This is a genomic window from Alkaliphilus crotonatoxidans (assembly GCF_054658015.1).
The window spans coordinates 1,169,389-1,191,171 of the sequence record NZ_BAAHXS010000004.1 but is presented as its reverse complement, the minus strand read 5'-3'; the positions used below and the strand labels follow the sequence as shown (position 1 = coordinate 1,191,171).

Annotated in this window: 23 protein-coding genes and 1 riboswitch; of the genes, 1 reads left to right on the top strand and 22 read right to left on the bottom strand. The window is 41.6% G+C overall.

From position 1 onward, the window contains the following. Positions 1 to 104: 104 nt before the first annotated feature. The 13 genes from ACYQ1I_RS08190 to ACYQ1I_RS08130 all read right to left on the bottom strand — a co-directional run bounded on the left by ACYQ1I_RS08190 (position 105) and on the right by ACYQ1I_RS08130 (position 11,475). Positions 105 to 929, bottom strand: coding sequence for a flagellin N-terminal helical domain-containing protein (locus tag ACYQ1I_RS08190; protein WP_459764167.1), 825 nt, complete (start codon positions 927 to 929; stop codon positions 105 to 107). A gap of 172 nt (positions 930 to 1,101) precedes the next feature. Further along, complete coding sequence (gene csrA, locus ACYQ1I_RS08185; protein ID WP_459764165.1) at positions 1,102 to 1,335, bottom strand: carbon storage regulator CsrA; 234 nt, start codon at positions 1,333 to 1,335, stop codon at positions 1,102 to 1,104. Between the two features lie 11 nt (positions 1,336 to 1,346). Next, positions 1,347 to 1,790 (bottom strand): flagellar assembly protein FliW, encoded by a 444-nt coding sequence (gene fliW, locus ACYQ1I_RS08180; protein WP_459764163.1) that lies wholly within the window; start codon positions 1,788 to 1,790, stop codon positions 1,347 to 1,349. A gap of 42 nt (positions 1,791 to 1,832) precedes the next feature. After that, positions 1,833 to 2,396: a DUF6470 family protein gene (locus ACYQ1I_RS08175; protein ID WP_459764161.1), complete on the bottom strand. Its 564-nt coding sequence runs from the start codon at positions 2,394 to 2,396 to the stop codon at positions 1,833 to 1,835. A 51-nt stretch (positions 2,397 to 2,447) separates the two neighbouring features. Continuing rightward, positions 2,448 to 3,419: a flagellar hook-associated protein FlgL gene (gene flgL, locus ACYQ1I_RS08170; protein WP_459764159.1), complete on the bottom strand. Its 972-nt coding sequence runs from the start codon at positions 3,417 to 3,419 to the stop codon at positions 2,448 to 2,450. A gap of 11 nt (positions 3,420 to 3,430) precedes the next feature. Then, the gene (gene flgK / locus ACYQ1I_RS08165; protein ID WP_459764157.1) at positions 3,431 to 4,915 is read right to left on the bottom strand and encodes a flagellar hook-associated protein FlgK; all 1,485 of its coding nucleotides are present in this window, start codon (positions 4,913 to 4,915) and stop codon (positions 3,431 to 3,433) included. A 17-nt stretch (positions 4,916 to 4,932) separates the two neighbouring features. Further along, a complete protein-coding gene (locus ACYQ1I_RS08160) occupies positions 4,933 to 5,433 on the bottom strand; it encodes a flagellar protein FlgN (protein WP_459764155.1) in 501 nt (166 codons plus the stop codon). Between the two features lie 31 nt (positions 5,434 to 5,464). Beyond that, the gene (gene flgM, locus ACYQ1I_RS08155; protein WP_459764153.1) at positions 5,465 to 5,755 is read right to left on the bottom strand and encodes a flagellar biosynthesis anti-sigma factor FlgM; all 291 of its coding nucleotides are present in this window, start codon (positions 5,753 to 5,755) and stop codon (positions 5,465 to 5,467) included. A 72-nt stretch (positions 5,756 to 5,827) separates the two neighbouring features. Next, a complete protein-coding gene (locus tag ACYQ1I_RS08150) occupies positions 5,828 to 6,253 on the bottom strand; it encodes a TIGR03826 family flagellar region protein (RefSeq protein WP_459764151.1) in 426 nt (141 codons plus the stop codon). A 20-nt stretch (positions 6,254 to 6,273) separates the two neighbouring features. Then, the gene (locus ACYQ1I_RS08145; RefSeq protein ID WP_459764149.1) at positions 6,274 to 6,978 is read right to left on the bottom strand and encodes a ComF family protein; all 705 of its coding nucleotides are present in this window, start codon (positions 6,976 to 6,978) and stop codon (positions 6,274 to 6,276) included. Between the two features lie 89 nt (positions 6,979 to 7,067). Beyond that, positions 7,068 to 9,308: an SF1B family DNA helicase RecD2 gene (recD2, locus tag ACYQ1I_RS08140; RefSeq protein ID WP_459764147.1), complete on the bottom strand. Its 2,241-nt coding sequence runs from the start codon at positions 9,306 to 9,308 to the stop codon at positions 7,068 to 7,070. 108 nt (positions 9,309 to 9,416) lie between these two features. Continuing rightward, positions 9,417 to 10,607 carry a methionine adenosyltransferase gene (gene metK / locus ACYQ1I_RS08135; RefSeq protein WP_459764145.1) on the bottom strand — a complete coding sequence of 397 codons (1,191 nt, stop codon included), beginning with the start codon at positions 10,605 to 10,607 and terminating at the stop codon, positions 9,417 to 9,419. 183 nt (positions 10,608 to 10,790) lie between these two features. Continuing rightward, positions 10,791 to 10,887: riboswitch (SAM riboswitch) on the bottom strand. Positions 10,888 to 11,007: 120 nt separating this feature from the next. Next, entirely contained in the window at positions 11,008 to 11,475 is a 468-nt protein-coding gene (locus tag ACYQ1I_RS08130) for a COG2426 family protein (protein ID WP_459764143.1), read from the bottom strand. 202 nt (positions 11,476 to 11,677) lie between these two features. On the opposite strand from ACYQ1I_RS08130, the gene ACYQ1I_RS08125 reads away from it, so the two are divergent. Beyond that, a complete protein-coding gene (locus tag ACYQ1I_RS08125; protein WP_459764141.1) occupies positions 11,678 to 11,836 on the top strand; it encodes a hypothetical protein in 159 nt (52 codons plus the stop codon). A 679-nt stretch (positions 11,837 to 12,515) separates the two neighbouring features. Here ACYQ1I_RS08125 and ACYQ1I_RS08120 read toward each other — a convergent pair. From ACYQ1I_RS08120 to ACYQ1I_RS08080, 9 genes are all read right to left on the bottom strand, one after another. Beyond that, positions 12,516 to 13,073 carry a GerMN domain-containing protein gene (locus ACYQ1I_RS08120; RefSeq protein ID WP_459764139.1) on the bottom strand — a complete coding sequence of 186 codons (558 nt, stop codon included), beginning with the start codon at positions 13,071 to 13,073 and terminating at the stop codon, positions 12,516 to 12,518. Positions 13,074 to 13,161: 88 nt separating this feature from the next. Then, on the bottom strand, positions 13,162 to 14,571 hold the full coding sequence (locus ACYQ1I_RS08115) for a sensor histidine kinase (RefSeq protein ID WP_459764138.1): 1,410 nt from the start codon (positions 14,569 to 14,571) through the stop codon (positions 13,162 to 13,164). 6 nt (positions 14,572 to 14,577) lie between these two features. After that, on the bottom strand, positions 14,578 to 15,252 hold the full coding sequence (locus ACYQ1I_RS08110) for a response regulator transcription factor (RefSeq protein ID WP_459764136.1): 675 nt from the start codon (positions 15,250 to 15,252) through the stop codon (positions 14,578 to 14,580). 12 nt (positions 15,253 to 15,264) lie between these two features. Continuing rightward, positions 15,265 to 17,004: a phospho-sugar mutase gene (locus ACYQ1I_RS08105; protein ID WP_459764134.1), complete on the bottom strand. Its 1,740-nt coding sequence runs from the start codon at positions 17,002 to 17,004 to the stop codon at positions 15,265 to 15,267. A 57-nt stretch (positions 17,005 to 17,061) separates the two neighbouring features. After that, a complete protein-coding gene (gene murJ / locus ACYQ1I_RS08100; protein WP_459764132.1) occupies positions 17,062 to 18,630 on the bottom strand; it encodes a murein biosynthesis integral membrane protein MurJ in 1,569 nt (522 codons plus the stop codon). A 138-nt stretch (positions 18,631 to 18,768) separates the two neighbouring features. Next, positions 18,769 to 19,224, bottom strand: coding sequence for a 3-hydroxyacyl-ACP dehydratase FabZ (gene fabZ / locus ACYQ1I_RS08095; RefSeq protein WP_459764130.1), 456 nt, complete (start codon positions 19,222 to 19,224; stop codon positions 18,769 to 18,771). A 211-nt stretch (positions 19,225 to 19,435) separates the two neighbouring features. Further along, complete coding sequence (locus tag ACYQ1I_RS08090; protein WP_459764128.1) at positions 19,436 to 19,753, bottom strand: rod-binding protein; 318 nt, start codon at positions 19,751 to 19,753, stop codon at positions 19,436 to 19,438. A 34-nt stretch (positions 19,754 to 19,787) separates the two neighbouring features. Then, positions 19,788 to 20,582 (bottom strand): flagellar basal-body rod protein FlgG, encoded by a 795-nt coding sequence (flgG, locus tag ACYQ1I_RS08085; RefSeq protein ID WP_459764127.1) that lies wholly within the window; start codon positions 20,580 to 20,582, stop codon positions 19,788 to 19,790. A 92-nt stretch (positions 20,583 to 20,674) separates the two neighbouring features. Continuing rightward, positions 20,675 to 21,757 carry a flagellar hook-basal body protein gene (locus tag ACYQ1I_RS08080; protein WP_459764126.1) on the bottom strand — a complete coding sequence of 361 codons (1,083 nt, stop codon included), beginning with the start codon at positions 21,755 to 21,757 and terminating at the stop codon, positions 20,675 to 20,677. Positions 21,758 to 21,783 lie beyond the last annotated feature (26 nt).

Below are 21,783 nucleotides of genomic sequence, written 5' to 3'. Positions count from 1 at the left end.
TTTGTTTAAAGAAAAAATATTTTTTCCTTAAACAAAGCTTTTATTTGATTTAAAAAAGAGGGTAGACTGGCTACCCTCTTTTCATATGTCACTTTTTACATTAATTATCTTAATAATTGAAGTACCCCTTGAGGTGCTTGATTAGCTTGTGCTAGCATAGCTGTAGCAGCTTGTTGAAGAATGTTAGTTCTTGTGAAGTTCATCATTTCCTTAGCCATGTCAGTGTCTCTGATTCGAGATTCTGAAGCTTGTAGGTTTTCAGCGGCTACGTCTACGTTTTTGATTGTGTGCTCTAATCTGTTTTGAACGGCTCCAAGATCTGCTCTGAACTCAGCTACTTTAATAATAGCATCGTTTACTGTGTTGATTGCAGCTTGTGCAGCTGTTTGAGTTGCTACACTTACTCCGCTCATACTTAAAGCCTCAACAGTAACAGCATTTAATGTAACAGAAATTCTATGGCTAGCTTCGTTGTTTGGCCCAACTTGGAAGTCGATTGAAGTAGTAGTATTAAGAAGTTTTTGTCCGTTGAACTCAATTTTTTCTGAAATGGCATCAATTTCTTTTAGTAATTGAGAAATTTCCTTTTCAGCTAGGTCTCTATCTTCATCTTGGTAAGTTCCATTGGCTGTTTGAACAGCTAGCTCTCTCATACGTTGAAGAATTGCATGAGTTTCATTTAAACCACCTTCAGCAGTTTGAATTAAAGAAACACCATCTTGAGCATTTCTGGAAGCTTGCTCTAAACCTCTGATTTGAGCTCTCATTTTTTCAGAAATTGCCAAGCCTGCAGCATCATCAGCAGCTCTGTTGATTCTTAAGCCAGAAGACAATTTTTCTACTGCCTTGCTTTGATCGCTTCCTGTTAATTTTAATGATCTGTGGGAGTTGATTGCCAACATATTGTTGTTAATTACCATGTTACTCATTTTGTATTCCTCCTTGAATTTTTTTATTTACCCTGACGTCCATGTCTGGGTTGGTAAACCTTTTTGTTGATCCATTTCCATGCCGGCATTATTATGGAAAAAGGATTTTTTTGCCTTACAATATATTTATCGGATAAAAAACAGGATACTTTATAGCATATTATAAATTTTTTTAATCTTTTTTGTAGAAAATCTTTTTCAGCTGCTCTATATTTTTGACATCAACACTGGTGGCTGCCTTGTTTTCTGCCTCGATGGTAACATAGACCTCTTTACGATAAATTTCTACATTTTTAGGCGCCTCAATTCCCAGCTTTACCTTTCCCTCTTCAATTCCCAGAATTTTAACTTCTATGTTTTGTCCTATGATAATGCTTTCATCCTGTTTTCTAGTCAATACCAGCACCGGCGCCCCTCCTATCCTGCCTGCTTTATTTCTTCCAAGATCAAATGCTTGGTATGATACTGCTGCCCCTCTAAAACAATCTGCTTGCCCCGGTTATTCTCTTGATTGATGATAATAGGCGCCATCAGATTAGCGGTCATTTGATTGATATCATTGGGTATCACCACAATGGTATAAATTAAAAGGGACTCTGGAGCGTTGATTTCCAGTCTTTCGACAATTGACTTGGGAATTTGAAAGTCGTAATCTTTTTTGAATAAAAAGGGATTGATAATTACAAAGGCCAGTTGAGGATCTTCAACCGATTGAAGCCAGTGAAAGGGAATTTCTTCTTCAGGATTTTTAATTATGACATATTGAGTCAATTTTTCAAAGCCTGGAATACCGTCTTGAAACATGATAATCTCTTCCTGCTTGATCTCTAATTCCCCAAAATTACGAGTGTGTATCAGCATTAAATTACCCTCCTGCAAATAGATGATAGAAAAATCCTATACTCAACCACCATAAACATCAACATTTTTCCCGACAAACTGTATTTCAACGGAATTCTTCTGCCTTAAATAAATATCCAATTTACCAGGGTAATAATCTATATCAGGCTTAATTTTTCCTGTTTTAACTTCCACATAGCCTTTTTGGTATTGCCCTGTAACCTCCTGGGGAATGACCGTGATTTTAGGCCTGGATTTCGGAATCATTGTATATTGAAATTCTTGTCTTCTGGAATGGTACCTTCTCTTAGCCTGTTTTGCAATGGCCGGTCCCTTATGGATATCTGCCAGCTCCTTACCCTCCCTGGCAATTCTTGCAATCCCCCTCAGGGCATCTCTATGACCCTTTGCCGCATAGTCTCGATTAATTTGCTGTATACCCTTAAGGCCAGCTTCAGCAAAGCACTGGCTTTGGTCTATCAACAAGATCGCATCTGACATTTTAATCTTTAGCTCCGGCTCCACTGCCCTAAGCTCCATGAGCCATTGATGCTGCCTGATGGAATATTGACCATGGGTGGACCCTATTCCTATCAAAGCATTTTGTGACCGAATTTGTATCTGCATTTTCCATCACCTAACTTTCCATCTTCGGCATACGCTATTTGGTTGCCCAATCTAACGGAGGAAATCCAGCAATGAGGGTTGAATAATTCTGGCTCCGATGGACAGGGAAGAGCGATAGACATTTTCCTCTGTCAGCAGATTCATGTATACCTCAGCCAAGTCTGCATCCTCTATTTCTGACTGCAAATTGGTAAAGTTTATTTTATCATCGGCAATACGATTTTGAACCAGTTCCATACGGTTAACCTTGGCACCTACCTGGGCCCGGGCGGTTAAATTGACATTGATGAATTGGTCTATTTTTTCCAGGGCACCGGTCAGCTTCTCGTCATCATCAGCCTGAAGGTACCCTTCAATTTCGCTGATAAAATCAATTAAGCCTACCGAATCACCTGCTGAACAGCTTCTTCCATCTTCTGGATTATCATCTGGATCCACTAAGTCAAAAAGCTCAAAGCCTAGGGTATTGATGGCAATTCGGTCGTTTATGCCCACTTCAAATAGAATCTTATCATCCATTTCTGTAGGGTCGTATTCATCAACCAGGTTAACATTATATTTGTAGGTCTGGTTTACACTGTCATATTCCAAAAGGGGCTTGTCAGATGACTTTCCTGAAAAGATATATTGACCGGCATAGGTGGTATTTCCCAAGGTGACAATCTGATTTTTCAGCTCTGCCATTTCCTCTTGTATTTTAACCCGCTCTTCCACCGTTAAAACGCCATTGGATGCCTGTACTGTCAATTCTCTAATCTTTGACAGGGCATCGCCCATACCCTTAATGGCCAGCTCGGTGGTTTCCAGAAAGGACACCACATCATCAACATTTTTCTTGTATTGCTCCATTTGGCTAAGATCCGTCTTGATTTTCATACTTTTGGTAATGGCCACAGGATTATCTGAGGGTAAATGATACTTTTTACCCGTTGATGCCTGCAGCATGGTTTTATCCATCCGAAGCATATTCCGATTCAGGTTCAGCATCAACTTGCTGATCATCATATTATTGGTAATTCTCATGGCTTACCCTCCTATCTTCCTACGATTCCTATTCTGTTAATGACAACATCCAGCATTTCATCCATGGTGGTCATCATTCTGGCGGCGGCATTGTAGGCATGCTGGAACTTCACCATATTTGAAAGCTCCTCATCCATTGATACACTAGAGACGGCAAGCCTTTGACCATCAATGGTGGCCAAAAGGAACTCCTGGTTACCGGCCATTCGAATGGCCTCCTGGGTATCTACACCGAGATTTCCTATAAGGGATTTAAGATAATCCTCGGGCTTTACATTGCCCGGAAAAATTCCTTTATCCCGTAATGCAATTAGTTCTAATGCATTGGTATTTCCCTTGGGAAGTCCTTCTTCCTTTGCTGCAGCTGCAATTTTATTGGGGTCAGCATCAATATCCAAAGAAATCCTTATATTTTTTGCATTAAGTCCTTCAGCAGGATCAGTCGTAGAAGCAACTCCGTTAACTGTAAAGAAATCAAGATTTTCGCTTCCGTCTAGACCAACACCTTGTCGATGTATCTCATTAACCGCCTCGGCAAACTCCTGTACAAATGTGTTTAATTGCTCAATATAGTAGGGGATACCCTTACTGGTGGCGGTGGCACCATCTCTAATATCTAAAAGCCCCTTCAGCTCTCCCCCAAGGTTTTTGACGCTAAGCATGTCGCCATTGGCCCATTTAACCTGCTTCATTGAAATATTGGGGTCAAAGCTGCTTGGAGTTTCAACGCTGCAGTCAAGCTTGTTGACCCGGTCGTGATATACCAAAGGTTGTCCATTAATTTGAAGCACCATCTTTTCACTCAGGCCGTCATTGTTATCGACCACCTTTACCACGTCAACATTAACCATCTTTGACAGCTCATCTATTAATACATTTCTTCTGTCTCGAAGGTCATTGGCATGGCTTCCGTCAGCCTCTGTACGATATATTTGGGCATTCAGAGCGGCAATTTGTTCCGCATAGGAATTGATGGAATTAACTGTGGTTTGCACCTCATAATTTAAATCCTTAGCCATTTTTTCCAGCTGATTATACATATTGTTTACGGTATTGGTAAAGGTAATGGCTGTTTCCCTTACCAGGGTTCTGGTGGTTAATTTTTCTGGAGTTTTACTGAGCTCCTGAAGGGCATTAAATAATTCATCTACCACAGTGGTGATACCTGAATCTGAGGGTTCGTTGAAGATCGCTTCTATAAAGCTTAGGCCCTCCTGCTTGGCAGCCCAATAACCATATGTAGTAACCTCGCCACGATATTTGTAATCTAGAAATTCATTTCTGACCTGGGTAATCGACAGGGTATCAACGCCGGTTCCCAGCATCCCCTGTCCGCCATAGAGGGCCATGGGGGTACTTTGGGCTTGATTTAGCCTTTGTCTGGAATACCCCACCGTATTAACATTGGATATATTGTGACCGGTGATATCTAAGGCTCTTTGGGCGGCAAATAAACCTGATCTGACTGTATTAAAACCTAAAAAAGTTGAACGCATTTGTAACCCTCCTTTTATTAAACCCTTGCATCGAAGAGGTTTGTCTTAACTTTTCCCTTTCCATCTGCTTTTTTCCCATAATTGTTATCATCAGTTAAATGATCAGTCATTAATTCCAAACTCATTTCAATATATTCCAGATGCTGCTCCATTAGCTTTTGGTTAATTTGATTGGTTTCATGGATTGCCTCAATGGTTTCAAGAAGCTTATATCTTATTTCATCTAATTCATCTATTACCTGTTGATCGGTCAAATGAAGCAAAAACTCTGACAAGCTGTCAATTTCATCTACCTCAAGGGTATCGGCAGCATTGATAAAAACGGATCTTCTAATTCTCTCAAAGGTTCCCATTTTCATCATATATTGCTGCTCTTTTTTAGTCATTTCTTCCAATTCCTTTACCTTGCCCCTTTTAATGACCTCTGTTTTACTCTTTTCAAGATTTAATACCTCTTCATACATTTGGAGCTCTTGAAAAAGTGCCTCTTTTAACTGCTCCACTTCCCTTTCTAGCATATTATCACCTCAAACCCTTCTCCAACGGAGGCTAGATTTTTTTATCAATGTGAATACTGGCTATTATTTTATCGGCAATTTCCTTACCCGAAATATCGTAGGTTCCCTGTTGTATTTTTTCCTTCAGGGCCTTCACCTTTTCTTCTCGAATCTCGGGTAGCTTATTAAAGGCCTTCACTGCCACCTGAAAATCCTTGGCGCCGTCGGATAGCTGCAATTGATCCTTACATCGCTGCGATTCCTTCACCGATGATGCCTGGTGATTGGTTTTATCGTAGATTTTCATAGCCTGAATGACATTGGGATGATGATTAATTTTCATAAAAAAACACCTCAACTCTTTCCGATTTATCTCTCTAACATATTATCGGCAATCGTCAGGTGTTTCTTAAGCTTATTTTAACTTTTTTCTGATTTCTGTAATGTACATCTTGTGTCCGCTTTTGTCTATACGATTCTTTTCACGATTCTTTTCCGGGGCCTTTGGCTTGGTTACTGCTGTAAATTCCCGGTGCATTTCAATAATACATTCATCACAAAATCTTCCGCTTCTAATTGATTTTCCACATCTTTCACAATCCAACAGATAATTATTTTCCTCTCGGATTTCAATTCTATTCTCTCGAAGATAACGCAGTATTTGCTTTTCTGTGACCTGGGTTGCTTCAGAAACCTCGGAAACCGTCGCTCCCGGGTTATCATAAAGGTATTCCTTTACCCTTTTAAAATCATCCTCGTCGTTAGACATACAACGGGAACAAACATCGATTCCATTGTATGCAAATACCCTGCCGCATTTTGAACAATTCCTCAGTTCCATAATAAGATCCCCCTCTCAGACTATACATTCTTTTTAAGACTGCGGGCCAAGGTAAATACTGTCACTGATTTGGCTCCCGCCTCCAGTAATAGCTTGCCGCATGCTTCAACTGTTGACCCAGTGGTCAAAATATCATCAATTAACAAAATATTCAGTCCCATCACCTGATGGGGTTTTTTTAAAGCAAAGGCATCCTTGACATTTTGTCGTCGCTTAAGCCTCGACAGCTGATGCATAACTCTGGTGCTTTTAATTCTGATCAAGTTATTAAGGCTGGTGTCTACCTGACATTCCATTGCAATATATTTTGACAGCAGGGCTGATTGATTAAAGCCCCGCTGGCTGTGTCGTTTTTGATACAGCGGTACGGGTATCATCAAGTCTATATTTAACCGTTCCCGCTGAATATGCAGAGCCATCATCCTTCCCAATATCCTGGCTAAATAAGTTTGATGCTGGTATTTTAGCCTGAATATTAGTTTAACAATATCACCCTGATATTCAAAGACTGAAAACATCCGCATTGATTCAGTGCCCAATAAAACCCCAGATTGTATCCATCTGCCTTGAGGAACAAAGGGAAGCTGATCTCGGCAGCCAGTGCATATATAGGAGCGATCTTTTTCTGTTAGGGAGTTCTTACAGATAATACACTCTGTTTTGGGCGGAAAGATTAAATCTCCAAGGGCTTCAGCATAGGATTGAATATATTTTCTATATTTCATAGCTCACCTGTTTCTTTAATCATATTGAATCCTGTCTTTTAATTCAACATTTTTTTGACTATTTCCTGCCGGAAAAGGAATATTTAAGACTATATTCCCCCCTGTTGAAATTCAAAAAAACCTTTCATCCGTTGCCCAAGGCCTGAATATCGCTGAATAATTCTGTCATTTTTCACCATTTGATTCAGGTAGGCCTCTGTACCTACCATCACCACTAAATTTCTAGCCCTGGTTACGGCGGTGTAAAGGAGATTTTTTGTCAATAGCATCGGCGGCCCCCAGGTTATGGGCATTACCACTACGGGGAACTCACTTCCCTGGCTCTTATGTACCGTCACGCAATAGGCCAGCTCCAGCTCATCCAATTGATTAAACTCATAATTAACCAGACGATTTTCGTCAAAGAGTACGGAGAGCTGCTGCTGCTGGAAGTCAATGGCGTGGACTGAGCCAATGTCGCCATTAAAAACCCCCTCCCCCCGTTCATCTTGTCCCTGGGAATCGATGATAATCCATTGTAGAGAATAATTATTTTTGATTTGCATGACCTTGTCTCCAACTCGATACAGCTTTCCGCCATATTCCTTTTCAGCCTTCCATTTTTCCGGTGGGTTTAAGGATTGCTGCAGGGCTTTGTTCAGATTGATCATACCCACCTCACCCTTTTTCATGGGCGACAGCACCTGAATATCCTTCAAGGGATCAAAGCCATAATGCCTTGGCAGCCGTTCCTTTACCAGCTGAACCAGTGTTTGTAAAAGGACTTCTTTATTATTTCGGCCAATAAAATAGAAATCTTTATCCTTTACATTACATTGGGGAGGATCGCCCTGGTTAATGCGATGGGCATTAACGACAATCATGCTTTCCCGGGCTTGTCTAAAAATTTCTGTCAACCGGACCACCTGAATAATCTTACTTTCGATTATGTCCCTTAATACATTGCCCGCCCCCACAGAGGGAAGCTGATCAACGTCTCCTACCAAAATTAGGCGAGTTCCCGGCCGGATAGCCTTTAACAGGCTATGCATCAATAAAATATCTACCATGGACATTTCATCAACAATAATGACATCGGCCTCAAGGGGGTCCTCCTCATTTTTTTGAAAGCTCATTTCCTGTTCTTCATCGCCATACCCTATTTCCAACAATCTATGAATGGTTTTGGCCTCTTTTCCCGTGGCCTCTGTCATTCTTTTGGCAGCCCTTCCCGTAGGGGCCGCCAGCAGTATTTTTAACTGCAGCTTTTCAAAAATCCGAATTAGCGTATTAATCGTGGTGGTCTTGCCGGTACCAGGCCCTCCGGTGATGACTGTAATGCCGTTTTGTATCGATTGCTTAATGGCTTCTTTTTGATTGGAAGCCAAAAGAATTTCCTCCTCCTTTTCTATTTTATGTAGCTCCTCATCAATATTTAAGCTGGAGGACTGGAAATTAACCTGGGCAAGCTCAATCAGTTTTTTGCATGTATAGGTCTCTGCATAGTAATAGACCATCGAGTAGATATGAAAGGTTTCGCCATTCCTTTCAAGATGAATCTTTTGTTCCAGGGTTAGATGCTGTATGGCATCCTCCACCGATTGAGGGCTTACTCCCACCAGGTCAGTCGTCCTATGGACCAAGTCTGCCCAGGGGGCATAGGTGTGCCCCTCGGTGTGAAAGCTGTTCAACAGATATTTGGTTGCTGCTAAAATACGATATTTTGAATCAAGGGGAATTCCCATGGTCTGGGCAATATGATCTGCCTTTTTAAAACCAATTCCAGTTACATCCTCTGCTAATCGATAAGGGTTTTCCTGAATCAAGGGGATTGTTTTTTCTCCATATTTTTTATAAATTTTGATGGCATAGTTGGGGGTAATACCATATTGAGAAAGAAATAATATAATCTCCCTCAGCTCCCGCTGCTCTCGAAAGGCCTCAGCAATGGAACCGGCCTTTGCTTCTCCAATTCCCGGCACCTCCTTTAGACGATGGGGCTCAGCCTGTAAAATATCAAAGGTTTCCAAACCAAAATAATCTACAATTCTCCTGGCCATCTTTTCTCCGATTCCATGGATCATACCAGATGATAAATAGCTGATCATCCCCTCTATGGTGGAGGGCTTCACCGGCTTATATTCCTGCACCTCCAGCTGTCTGCCATAGCTGGGGTGCATGGTCCACCTACCCTTTACAATGAGGTCCTCCCCTTCCCGGAGGGCAGGCAGGATTCCAACGACGGTGATATCCTCTTCCGCCGCAGACAAAATCCCTACCGTATACCCATTGGATTCATTTTGATATATCACTTCAACTAGTTTTCCTTCTACCTCTATCAGGGTTCTCACCTCTTAAGCAATTGTTAATAGTAATATTATACCATAAAAGTTAGCTGAACATAATAAAGACCCTATTCCATCACGAATAGGGTCTTTATAAATCATCCAAGGGATATCTTATTGTCCCAGGGCCTCTCTTCTAAGAATTTCTGCCTTGTCAGTTTTTTCCCAGGGTAGGGCCAAATCGGTTCTTCCAAAGTGTCCGTAGGCTGCAATTTGTTTATAAATTGGCCTTCTCAAATCTAAGTCTCGAATAATGGCCGCTGGTCTTAAATCAAAGTGTTTCCTCACCAGTTCAACCAGCAATCCCTCATCCACCTTTCCTGTACCAAAGGTTTCTACCAATACCGATACAGGCTGGGCCACCCCAATGGCATAGGCCAGTTCAATTTCACATTTATCGGCAAGGCCTGCAGCCACGATATTTTTTGCTACATACCTGGCAGCATAGGCAGCAGAACGATCCACCTTTGTTGGGTCCTTCCCAGAAAAGGCACCGCCGCCATGACGGGCATAGCCGCCATAGGTGTCAACAATAATCTTTCTACCGGTTAACCCGGCATCACCCTGGGGTCCACCGATTACAAACCGGCCCGTCGGGTTAATATAATACTTGGTATTTTCGTCCAGCAAACCAGCCGGCACCACCTGATTGATCACATGCTTGATTAAATCCCTTTCGATGGTTTCCTGGTCTACCTCAGGGCCATGCTGGGTGGAAATAACAATTGTGTCAATACGCAGGGGCTTATCGCCATCATACTCTACAGTCACCTGGGTTTTTCCATCAGGTCTTAAATAATCAAGGGTACCATCCTTGCGTACATCAGAAAGTCGCTTTGAAAGCTTATGGGCCAAGGAAATTGGTAAAGGCATCAATTCAGGTGTTTCATTGCAGGCAAAGCCAAACATAATCCCTTGATCACCAGCACCGATGGCCTCCAGTTCATCTACCATTTGCCCCTTTTTTCTCTCTAACGCCTCATCAACCCCCATGGCAATATCAGAGGACTGCTCGTCAATGGCTGTTAAAACGGCGCAGGTATCGCAGTCAAAGCCAAACTTTGCACGGGTATAGCCAATTTCTTCAATTGTCTTTCTAACTACCTTTGGAATATCAACGTAGCAATCGGTGGTGATTTCACCGGCCACCAGAACCAATCCAGTGGTAACAGTGGTTTCACAAGCAACTCTGGCCTTTGGGTCCTTTTCAAATATTGCATCTAATACTGCATCAGAAATTTGGTCACAGATCTTATCTGGATGTCCTTCTGTCACTGACTCTGAAGTAAATAGTCTTCGTGCCATTAAAAATTACCTCCCTTTTCCTAATGTTATCAGGCTATCTGTATAATCGAGCTTCCTGAGCGTGAAGGTTTTCTGTACTAATATACCCATCCATGCCAGGAAAATATGCTGATCTGAAATAGGAATAATTGATTGCAATAAAAAAACCTCTTTCAAGAAGAGGCATATCAACTATATATGCTTACCTCATCTTTCAGAATCAGAATCTGTGGGAATTAGCACCGTACGCTACGGTTGCCGGGTATCATCGGGCCCTTCCCTCCACCACTCTTGATAAGGCATCAAGATTTTTATTTAATTGAATTACTAACTCATAATATCATTGAGTTGTATATCTGTCAACATATTTTTTACTAATATGAAACTTTTAAAAAAGCTTGTATTTTCATCTAACCTGCTTCTAAATACTTGTAATAACATAGCTCAAGGTAAACATAATGCTGCCCGCTACGACGGTGCCCAGGGCGATGGCCGGAAAGGCTATTTTGATAGGAATATTAAATATTGTGGCGGCCAGGCACCCTGACCATACCCCGGTGGTTGGTAATGGGATAGCAACAAACAATACCAGGCCCAGGGCACTGTAACGTTTAATTTTATCGCTTTTCTTAATGGTCCTTCGTAAAATTCGGTTCACCAGATTTTTAAAGGGCTTTAAATCTCTAAAGAATAATACAACAGGCTTTAGAAAAAATAACAGAAAAGGTACAGGAATTAAGCTGCCCAGAACCCCCAATAATGTTGCATGTAAAGGATGCATTCCTAAGGAAACCCCCAGTGGGATCGCTCCCCTCAGCTCTGCCAAGGGCATGGCGGCAACCAGCAGCACCATCAGTTCTCGGGTTATCACCTCAAATATTTTTCCCATCAGTTCACCTCAATTCTTCTGTATTACCATTATATCATATATTTTGAAAAAGATTCCTTAGAGGATGGTCTGTTATTTTTAGGAATTTTGTATAATTTTAACTTAAATCTATTGTTTATTAAATGTAATCATTGGTATAATAACATTACATTTAGCTGCATGTTTTCTTTAGACAGCACTTATTGGTTAAGGGGGGCAGAGTATGGATAAAGTGAAGATGCTAAAAAACGAGATTGAATCTTTAAAAGCTCATCTGCGACACCTTATGGAGGAGAAAGCCGACAAACAGAAAATCTTAAAGCTTAATGGCCAGATAGACGACTTAATTAACCAGTTCCACGAATTAAGTAAGAAATCATAGTAAAAACAAAACCTTCGGATGTTCACTTCACACTGAAGGTTTTTTTTTGACCGATCATTAGGTTGATCAAAGGAATACTGAGACTCGACAGGGCCTTTGTGATATATACTCCCTTACCTGACCAAAGCCACGTATTGTTCTGCTCATCTTATGATAGCAGACTTAAAAGGGTGAATCAATGGACAGGGGCTTTTTTTCTGCAAAAAACTATAGGCCCTGATTATCAGGCCTATAGAAGGAGGAGGGGGAATAGAATATATTTCAATATTGAGGGTCTTTCTGCTTTTCATCTCGTCCGTTAAAATCCAGTAAAATATAAAGAGCAATTAAAAATACAATAAAAATTATTTTCATTTATACCACCACCGAAATTTTTCCAAGACTATAATTAGAGTCTACCATAGTTTACAAGAAAAAACTGCTTTGTAATACACTTTTAACATAAGTGAAAAATATGTAATATTCACTTAGCACACCATTGCAATTCCCTATTAGTTGATTTCTTCACAAAACCAATAACAGTTTTTTTCTCTTCCCCCTTATGATAATATGATTGGGTCGTTTACCAAAATCTTCTCATTTATGTTAAAGCTTGTAAAGGGGTCTCTGGTACTAAATGACAAAATCTTCGAAAAAATTTACATAAAAAAATCAGCGAAGGTCTTCGCTGATTTTTTTCTTAGTATCCTATATCCTTTCTGGTTAAGGGTTCCTGAATAAAATAATGAGACATCAGGGTTTCCCTTACACTTCCGTCTACATAAATCTGAACCTGTTCAATACCTTCCAGCTCTGTTAAAGAAAGAATCATCTGGGTCAAAATCGAGGTTTCCTGCAGAGAACCTCCATGGAGTTTATCTCCGGCTAAATTAACATAGGCTGTATTTTCAGCAGTTTCAACACTTAAAACCTTGATTTCTTCTAGGGACGTTGTGATTCCCTCCTCCTGGGGCTGCTTTTGGAGCTCTGCTAAAACCACTTCCTCCAAGGGTTTTTCCCCCACCAGCACTTCTCTCTTGACGGCAATAGCCTTTTCTAGACTTTCATCACCAGTGGCAATATATTCTTCATTCATATAATACAGGGTTACCTCAACCTTTTCCCCCTCTGGCTTGGGATCAATAATAATATCTTGATCCTTGTCAGGGTCCTGGGGTGTTTCTACCGGCTGCCTGCCGCAGGCTGCCAATGATAAAGCCATAATTGCTATCAATAGTATGGTTATTGTTCTTTTCATTTTTTTCTCTCCCTTCCAGACTAATTGCTGCTTTGTAATAACATTATACTCAATATTTATGAAGGGCCGCTGAAGATTTGTAAAGATTCTATGAAGGAAGGCTAAAGGAACCTTTAGGAATGTGGATTGAAAAAATCGTTCCTTCTCCAGACTCGCTCTCAACACTGATTTTCCAGTGATGTACATCAAGTATTCTCTTGACCAGAGAAAGTCCAATGCCTGCTCCCCCTGTATCTCTGGAGCGGGAAACATCGGATCTATAAAATTTTTCGAAAATTGCCTCTCGATCTTCCCTACTTATTCCAACACCATTATCGGCGATCATTAAATGAAGACCATCTCGATTGATTTTATGAGAGATCCTTACAATTTGATGGGCCTTTGATATATCTCGATATTTGATGGCATTATCCATCAGATTGATAAAAACCTCCTGTATTCGATTGGGATCACACTGAACATAAACTGATTGAGGTAGGTCTATCGTGACGGCTACTGCGGTTTGTTGAATCAGCGGCCTTAAAATTTTTACTGTATCGGCCAATAAAAGATTTATATCTATTTCTTTAACTTTGATTCCCTGCTCCTCTAGCTTTGTCATGGTCAATAGGGATTGAATCAAGCTTGTTAACCGATCAATTTCTGAATCCATATCCTGTAAATATTCTCGATAAATAGCCAAATCATCTTCACCATAAAGTAAGGAATCAATTAGGGCCTTCATGGAAGCCAAAGGAGTCTTTAATTCATGGGACACATCGCCTATAAATTGGGTTCTACCCTGATCTATACGATATAGCTCCTGGCTCATTTGATTAAAATTATCTGCCAGTCTTCCCAATTCGTCCTTTGATTTGATTTGTACGGTTTCTCCCAATTGTCCCTGACCAATCCTTTTAGCCGCCTTGGAAAGGGCCGCAATAGGAGCCGCCATTCGACTACTGGCTATAAAGGCTGCCAGCCCCCCCACCAGGGCAGCAGTAAATGAAACCAAATTAAGCTGTCTTCTAAAATCCCTTACCTGTTGATAAAGATCCGTAACGGCAGTGGAGATCAATACAATTCCCACCACCTGCCTTTCCCCTTCAATGGTTCTAAAGATTGGTACAGCCACCTGCAGGATGTCTTCCTGCCGTTCATAATAGCCTAGGGATTCTTGCCCATCCAGGGCTTCCCTTACTTCTTTATTGTTTATCGTCTCCCAATCCAACAGATTATAGCTATCTACCAGCACACTTCTCTGGTCATTTACAATTAGAATTCTGCCTTCTATGGACGACCCGTATTGCTTGGTAATTCTTTTTAGATATACCAGGTCGTTGATGTGGTCTCGACTTAAATTCCCAATAATATTGGCGGTTTTCAAAGTGTTCACCTGAACCTCATTAAATACGGATCGGCTCATATTTTGAACGGCCATGTAATTCACCAGCACTAAAGGAATAAGAATTAAGAGGGTATAGATGACTGTTAGCTTATTTCTGATTGAAAAGAACATGCTTAATCAATCCTTTCTAAAGTAATAGCCTACCCCCCATTTAGTTTGAATATAGGGCTGCTCCTCCTCTTCATCCTTCAGCTTTTCTCTAAGATTTTTTATATGAACATCAATTGTTCTTGTATCAAAGCAGGGCTCGTTCCAAATATACTGAAATATTTGCTCCCTGGTGAAGACCTGGCCCTTGCTTCTGATTAAAAACTCCAAGATATCAAATTCCTTGGGGGTCAGATCAATTATTTTGCTTCCAATCGTGACAGAGCGATCGATGGCATTTACCTGAAGGTTTTTTGAACTGAAGGTCACCGTCTTTTTCTGCTGTTTTTCCATTCGTCTAAAGATGGCCCTGATTCTGGCAATCAGTTCCCGGGTGTTAAAGGGCTTCGTCATATAATCATCGGCCCCCAGCTCCAGGCCTAAGATTTTATCGATGTCTGAGTCCTTGGCTGTTAGCATAATAATCGGCACCTCTGATTTTTCCCTAATCCTTCGACAAAGGCTGATTCCATCGATTTTAGGCAGCATAAGATCTAGAATAACGATATCAAAATCCTTATTCTGGAGAGTGTCCCAGGCCGCCTCCCCGTCATAGGCTGTGGAAACTTGAAAGCCTTCCTGCTCGAGGCTTTTTTTTAGCCCCTTTACCAACAGCTTTTCATCATCAATAATTAATACCTGCATTCAACCACCTCGTTAAGATAATCCCATGACCTCTTCAAAGGCCTCCAATAGATGCTCTAGCTCCAATTGTCCCTCATTAAGGCCTCGAGCCTTGATTCCAGTATAGATTTTAAGCTTCGGCTCGGTTCCTGAGGGTCTCAAACACACCCAGCCCTCGTCCTCCAGCTTAAACTTTAAGACATTTTCCCTAGGCAACTCAATGGTGTAGTGGCGGCCTGTAGCAAAATCATAGGCCTCCCCCTTTAAATAATCCTCTAAAACCTGTACCTCTCTCCCGTGTAATTCCCTAGGCGGATTAACCCTTAAATTCTCCAGGGTTTCTTGTATCTTTTCAATTCCTTCCTTCCCCTTCAGGGTAATGGATTTTAGTCCTTCTAAATAATAGCCATGGCGTTGGTAAAGCCTTTCAAGGGCTTGGTATAAATTTAGTCCCAGGGTATGATAATAAGCGGCCATTTCACAGATTAGCATGGAAGCCACCACTGCATCCTTATCTCTGGCATGGGTTCCTGCCAAATAGCCATAGCTTTCCTCGTATCCAAATAAATATTGATATTCACCGGTTTCCTCAAAATCTTTAATTTTAGCACCAATATACTTAAAGCCCGTAAGGGTATTCAAAGTAGCCACACCATAGGATTCAGCAATGGCTGCCCCCATTTCACTGGTCACAATGGTTTTAATAATGACACCATTTACAGGCAATGTTTTCTTTTCTTTAAGGCCCTTTAATATATAATCCACCAGCAGGGCACCAATCTGGTTTCCGCTTAAGACAATAAATTCCCCGGTCTGATCCTTTACCACAGCCCCCACTCGATCACAATCGGGGTCAGTACCAATGATTAATTCCGCCCCTGCCCTTTCAGCCAGTCCGATGGCCAGCTTAAAGGCTTCCCTTTCCTCAGGATTGGGATATTTCACAGTAGAAAAATTAGGATCGGGACATTCCTGCTCTAAAACTCCGTATACCTGTTGAAAGCCTATTTCCTTTAATACCCGCTTCACCGGCAGATTACCGGTGCCGTGAAGGGGTGTGTAGATAATCTTCAGGCTTTGGCCTGCTTCTTGAATCGACTCCGACCTTAGGGACAGTGACTTGACAGCTGCAATATAGTCATCCTCAAGGCCTTTTTCAATATATTGAAAGAGTCCCAGCTTCTTCGCTTCTTCAAGGGCCATGGCATGTATTTCGTGGTATTGGTTCAGGCGATTTATTTCATTGGAGATTTCCTTTGCACGCTGGGTTGCCACCTGGGCACCGTCATCCCAGTATACCTTATAACCATTATAATTAGAGGGGTTATGACTGGCAGTAATCATTATTCCCGCTGTTGCCCCCAGGGCCCTGACAGCATAGGATAATAAGGGAGTGGGAACCAAGCGCCTGAATACATAGGCCTTGATCCCATTGGCCGCCAGCACACAAGCTGCCTCTTCACTGAATTCCCTAGACATATGCCTGGAATCATAGGCGATAGCTACCCCCTTTTTGGAGACCACCTTGCCAAAGGAAAGAATGTAATTAGCCAGGCCCTGGGTTGCCTTACGAACGGTGTAAAGATTCATTCTATTGGTTCCTGCCCCTAAAATTCCCCGTAGGCCGGCAGTACCAAATTCCAAATCCTTATAAAAACGATCTTCAATTTCCTGATCCTGCCCCCTGAGGGCCCTTACCTCTTCCCTGGTCAATTCATCAAAATAATCATCCTGTAACCAGCTTTCATAATTTTTAATGGTTTTTAAATCCATGGATGCTCTCCCTCCCGATTTGCTTCATTCCCAAATATAATATATTCATTGAATACCTTAAAATTTAAGTATTCCCTTCCGCTTTAAATAACCTTGCCCCTTATTAATAACCAGCTTTAATTCCTTAATGTCCAATAGATAGCATAAAACACCATAGAGGAATCCACCTGCTAGGATAACAAGGGTCAGGTAAATGACACCTGTTGAAAATCCTAATTCAATCCCCCTCCAAACCAGGGGCTTAAACAACCATAGAGTCAGTCCCATGACCCCAGATGCCAGGGATATTTTCAGGGCAGTTTGTAGAAGATAGCTTCCCTTAATGGTCCCTAGCTTTTTTCTTAATACGATCATCATTAAAAGGGCCGACACCAGTGTTGCAATGCTGGTTGCCAGTGCGAGGCCGCTATGCTCCAGGTATCTGATTAAAATCAAATTCAGCGTAACATTGATGAAAACCCCCATTACCCCGATCAGCATGGGGGTCTTGGTATCCTTTATGGAGTAGAACATTTTACTGGCCATTTCCCTGATACCGATCCCGGTTAACCCAATGGAATAAAAAATAAAGGCCATGGAGGTCATTGCAGTGGCGGTTTCATCAAACATGCCCCTCTCAAAAAACAGCTTTACTAAAGGCTGTGAAAGGACAAAGACACCAACCGTTACAGGTATTGTTACCAGTAAAATGAAATTAATGCCATAGGACATGATCTCCTTCATTCCAGTATAATTCCGGTGGGAAAATTCCTTTGTCAGCATGGGAAAGAAAATACTTGAAACTGTTAATATAAACACGCCCACAATAACTTCTTCAAGCTTTGAGGCATAGCTTAGACTGGAAAGGCTGCCGGGCTTCAATTGAGAAGCCAGATTGGTGTCAATGACAGTGTTAATTTGCTGAACTGTTGTTCCAATCATAACCGGAACCGCAAGGCCAAGGGTTTTTTTCAGATAGGGGCTTTGAAAGCCGGTACGCCAGCTGTGTTTATATTTCATTTTTAACAGAAATAGTATCATAATTAATAATTGTATACCATAGCCCACCACCATGGCAGTCATAAGACCTTCAATTCCCTTGATTCCGGCAAACAACAGCAGAAACCCAACTACCACAATATTAAGGGGTATCCCTGAAGCTGCCGGAATGGTAAATTGCTCATGATAATGCATATAAACGGTGATGACGGAGGTAATCATGACAAAGATAATCATGATAAATCCAACCCGAAACAGTTCCACGGCTAAAGAGACCTGTTCTCCCGAAAAACCCGGGCCCAAAATTTTTACGGCCCAGGGCGAGATAATCCAAATGACTAGGGTCAATAGAACCGTAAAAATTCCTGCGGTGTTCATCATTAGACCTGCAAACCCCTGAAGCTCACCTTTTCCCTTTTTTTCATTTATCTCGCTAAAAATGGGCAGTAGCGTCGTGAGTATGGCACTATTGAGTATACTGATAAAAATTCCAATTCCCTTATATACAAGATAATAGGTGTCAGTGGTCTCGCCAGAGCCATATACAGCAGCAATCAATATTTCACGAAAAAAGCCCATGGCCTTGCTGGCTAAGATAAAAGCCATTACAATAACGGCCGATTTCGCAGCCCGTCCACTTTTTGACATAGGTCATCTCTTCCTCTATTGGATCCCTCAGGATCAATTTTATTCACTCAGTTGATATAAAATGTCTTTTATTACCACATTCCGTTCCCTGGTAAGGTCAATTTGCCAGGGATTTACCCGCTGCCCCCTTTTCCTGCATTAAGTAAAAGTTCGAGATCCCTGGGGAGTGTCTACCATTGCAAAGGTTAAATCTGCACTACAGGCGACCTCATTGTCTACCAGGGCCTTAGCCCTTGCCTTTGCGATTCCCTTACGCATGGCTGTAATTTCAACTTCAAGTCTTAAGATATCTCCTGGTACCACCTGTCTCCTAAATTTACATTGATCAATTCCAGTAAATAGCCCCAGCTTTCCTTTGTTTTCTGCCTGCCCCATGCAGGCAACGGCTGCCACCTGGGCCAGGGCCTCAACAATTAAAACCCCCGGCATAATTGGAATTCCAGGAAAATGCCCTTGAAAGAAAGGCTCGTTAATCGTAACATTTTTAATCCCTACAGCCCTTTTACCCGGCTCCATTTCTAAGATTTTATCCACCAATAGAAATGGATAACGATGGGGTATTATACTTTGTATTTCCATATTATTTAACAACATAATTGTATACTCCTTCCATGATAACGCGGCTCTTTATATATTGTTTACGAATGACAATAAAGCCTGTCATTATTTATTTTATCCTACTTTCCACAGGGATACAATTATTAAACAGCAATTCTTTTTAAAGCAAAGGGCATCATAGCTGATTGTGACAATAGTCAGCTATGATGCCCTTCTTTTTTAATATGAGACTTAAACAGCTATCTTTTTATTCCTGTCCTTCATAGGATGGACGCTGATAAAAGGTAGATAACTGCTGATATAATTGTTTGGCAAGACCGAGTCCCTCACCCTGTACCAATTCCTGAGACAACGCTTCATCATACATTGATTCATATATTTCCCTAGCCTGACTTTTTTCTGAATCCACAGGAACGGTGGCCCGCATCTGTTTAAGCATTAGGTTGACCAAAATGCTTTCAAATTCCTTACAGGCCTTCAGCAGCTCCTCGGGTTGTTCCTTTAAATTTTGATCACTTTTTACCGATAAGGATTGATTTATCCAATTAATATTATTAATTTCCATCTACTCCACCTGCCTATTCAAGTCTGTTTCAGGCCTATCGTTTCAGATTATTGGCAATGCCCAACATTTCATCACTGGTTTGAATCGCCTTTGAATTGATCTCGTAGGCTCTTTGGGCGGTAATCATTCTAACCATTTCATCCACCAGCTGTACATTGGAGGTTTCAAGATATTGCTGTAAAATCTCACTGGTACGCTCTTCACCCTCCATGGCGATTTCTTCACCAGATGCCACGGTGGTCTTGTAGAAGTTTTTACCTACTGCCTCTAAGCCTTCAGGGTTAATAAATTTCACCAGCTTTAATCTTCCTACTTCTACAATTTCACCTTCTTGATTTTTGGCGGTAATTAGTCCGTCTGAGGCGATATTGATATCACTCATGTTTTCATCAAAAACAATGACATCGTCAAAATCGCTCAACACAAAGTACCCATCGGATGTCACCAAGGTCCGATCAGTATCTTCAACACTTAGCTTAAAGTTTCCATCTCGAGTATACAGCAGTTCCCCATTGGGGCCTTCAATGGCAAAAAATCCATCCCCGTTAATGGCTACATCCAATGGGCTTTCTGTTCGCTCCATACTTCCCGTTAAGAAATTTCTTGAGGTGGCCACCGGCATGACTCCGTGCCCCACCTGTAAATTGACCGGCTTACCTACACCATCATTTAAATCGGCCCTGCCCAAGGTGGCATATAATAAATCCTTGAACTCAACCCTTTGCTTTTTATAGGAGGTTGTATTGACATTGGCCAGGTTGTTTGATATGGTATCAATATTCAACTGCTGAGCCTTCATCCCCGAAGCGGCTGTCCATAACGCTCTCATAATCTTACTCCTCTCTTATGGCTATTTATCAAATGCTATGCTATATTTCCATTACCCCAGGGCCTAATACCCTTGTTATTTCGTTCAATTTTTTAAACCTTTCCGATATCATTTACTGCCCGCTGTAGAATTTCATCGTAGGCCCTTACAACCTTTTGGTTGGATTCATAGGTACGATAGGCACTGATCATCTCAACCATTTCCCTTATGGGATTGACATTGGAGGCCTCTAAGTATCCCTGAAATACTTCGCCCTGGAAGGGTCTAATCTCTGCTTCTGTATTGGGGGCCATGTAGTAATGACCTTCACCATGCTTTCTGATGTCTCTTTCATTGACAATATCGATAAGGGCCACCCGATCAACGACCTGCCCATTGACCAAAATCTCTCCCTGCTCACTCAGGATAAAATCCTGACCTGCAACAGGAATTGACCAGCCCTGCTCATTTAAGAGATAGTAGCCTTCTGAATTAATAATTTCACCTGCATCATTTAAAGTAAAGGCTCCATCTCTGGTATAAAAGCGTTCTCCCTGTTGATTCATTACCTGGAAAAAGCCCCTTCCCTTAATGGCAAAATGAAGTGGGTTGCCTGTTTCTTCAAGGCCTCCCTGGGAATAGTTGGCCTCTATCATATTGAGGCGAAGTCCACCATTAATGGTACCAATTACATTGGGCCCACCCCGGGTAAGAAGGTTGGCAATGGCCTGTCCATTGACTACAACCTGCCCTCCTGGGCTGATTTCAAAGGGCTGTTGCCCTACATTAACAGGATTCCCACCGTTATCTAATATGAGATAACCATAGGTCGTATCAATATTTCCATCAATATCCCTGCTGTAGGTTCTTAAATACCCTTCTGGGTCAACAGCAAAATAGGTTTCCCTGTTATAGCTGGTTCCATTGGGAGTTTGGGCAGCAAAAAAACCATTATCCGCCGTTAGCTGATAAGCTTCTCCTTCCCTTACAGCAGAAACCCCAGCAGTATAATCAAAGGTTTCTACAGGCAGCTTCCCGTTAATTTTATGAAGCAGCACCTCAGGAAAGGTCTCTGTTACCACCACATCCCTTTTAAAGCCTGTGGTATTGACATTAGCCATATTGTTGGAAATGACATCAATTCGTTTTTCTGTTGTCTGCATCGCCGAAACGGCAGTGTATAATCCTCTTAGCATTTAACCACCTCAAATTATCTTCTCTA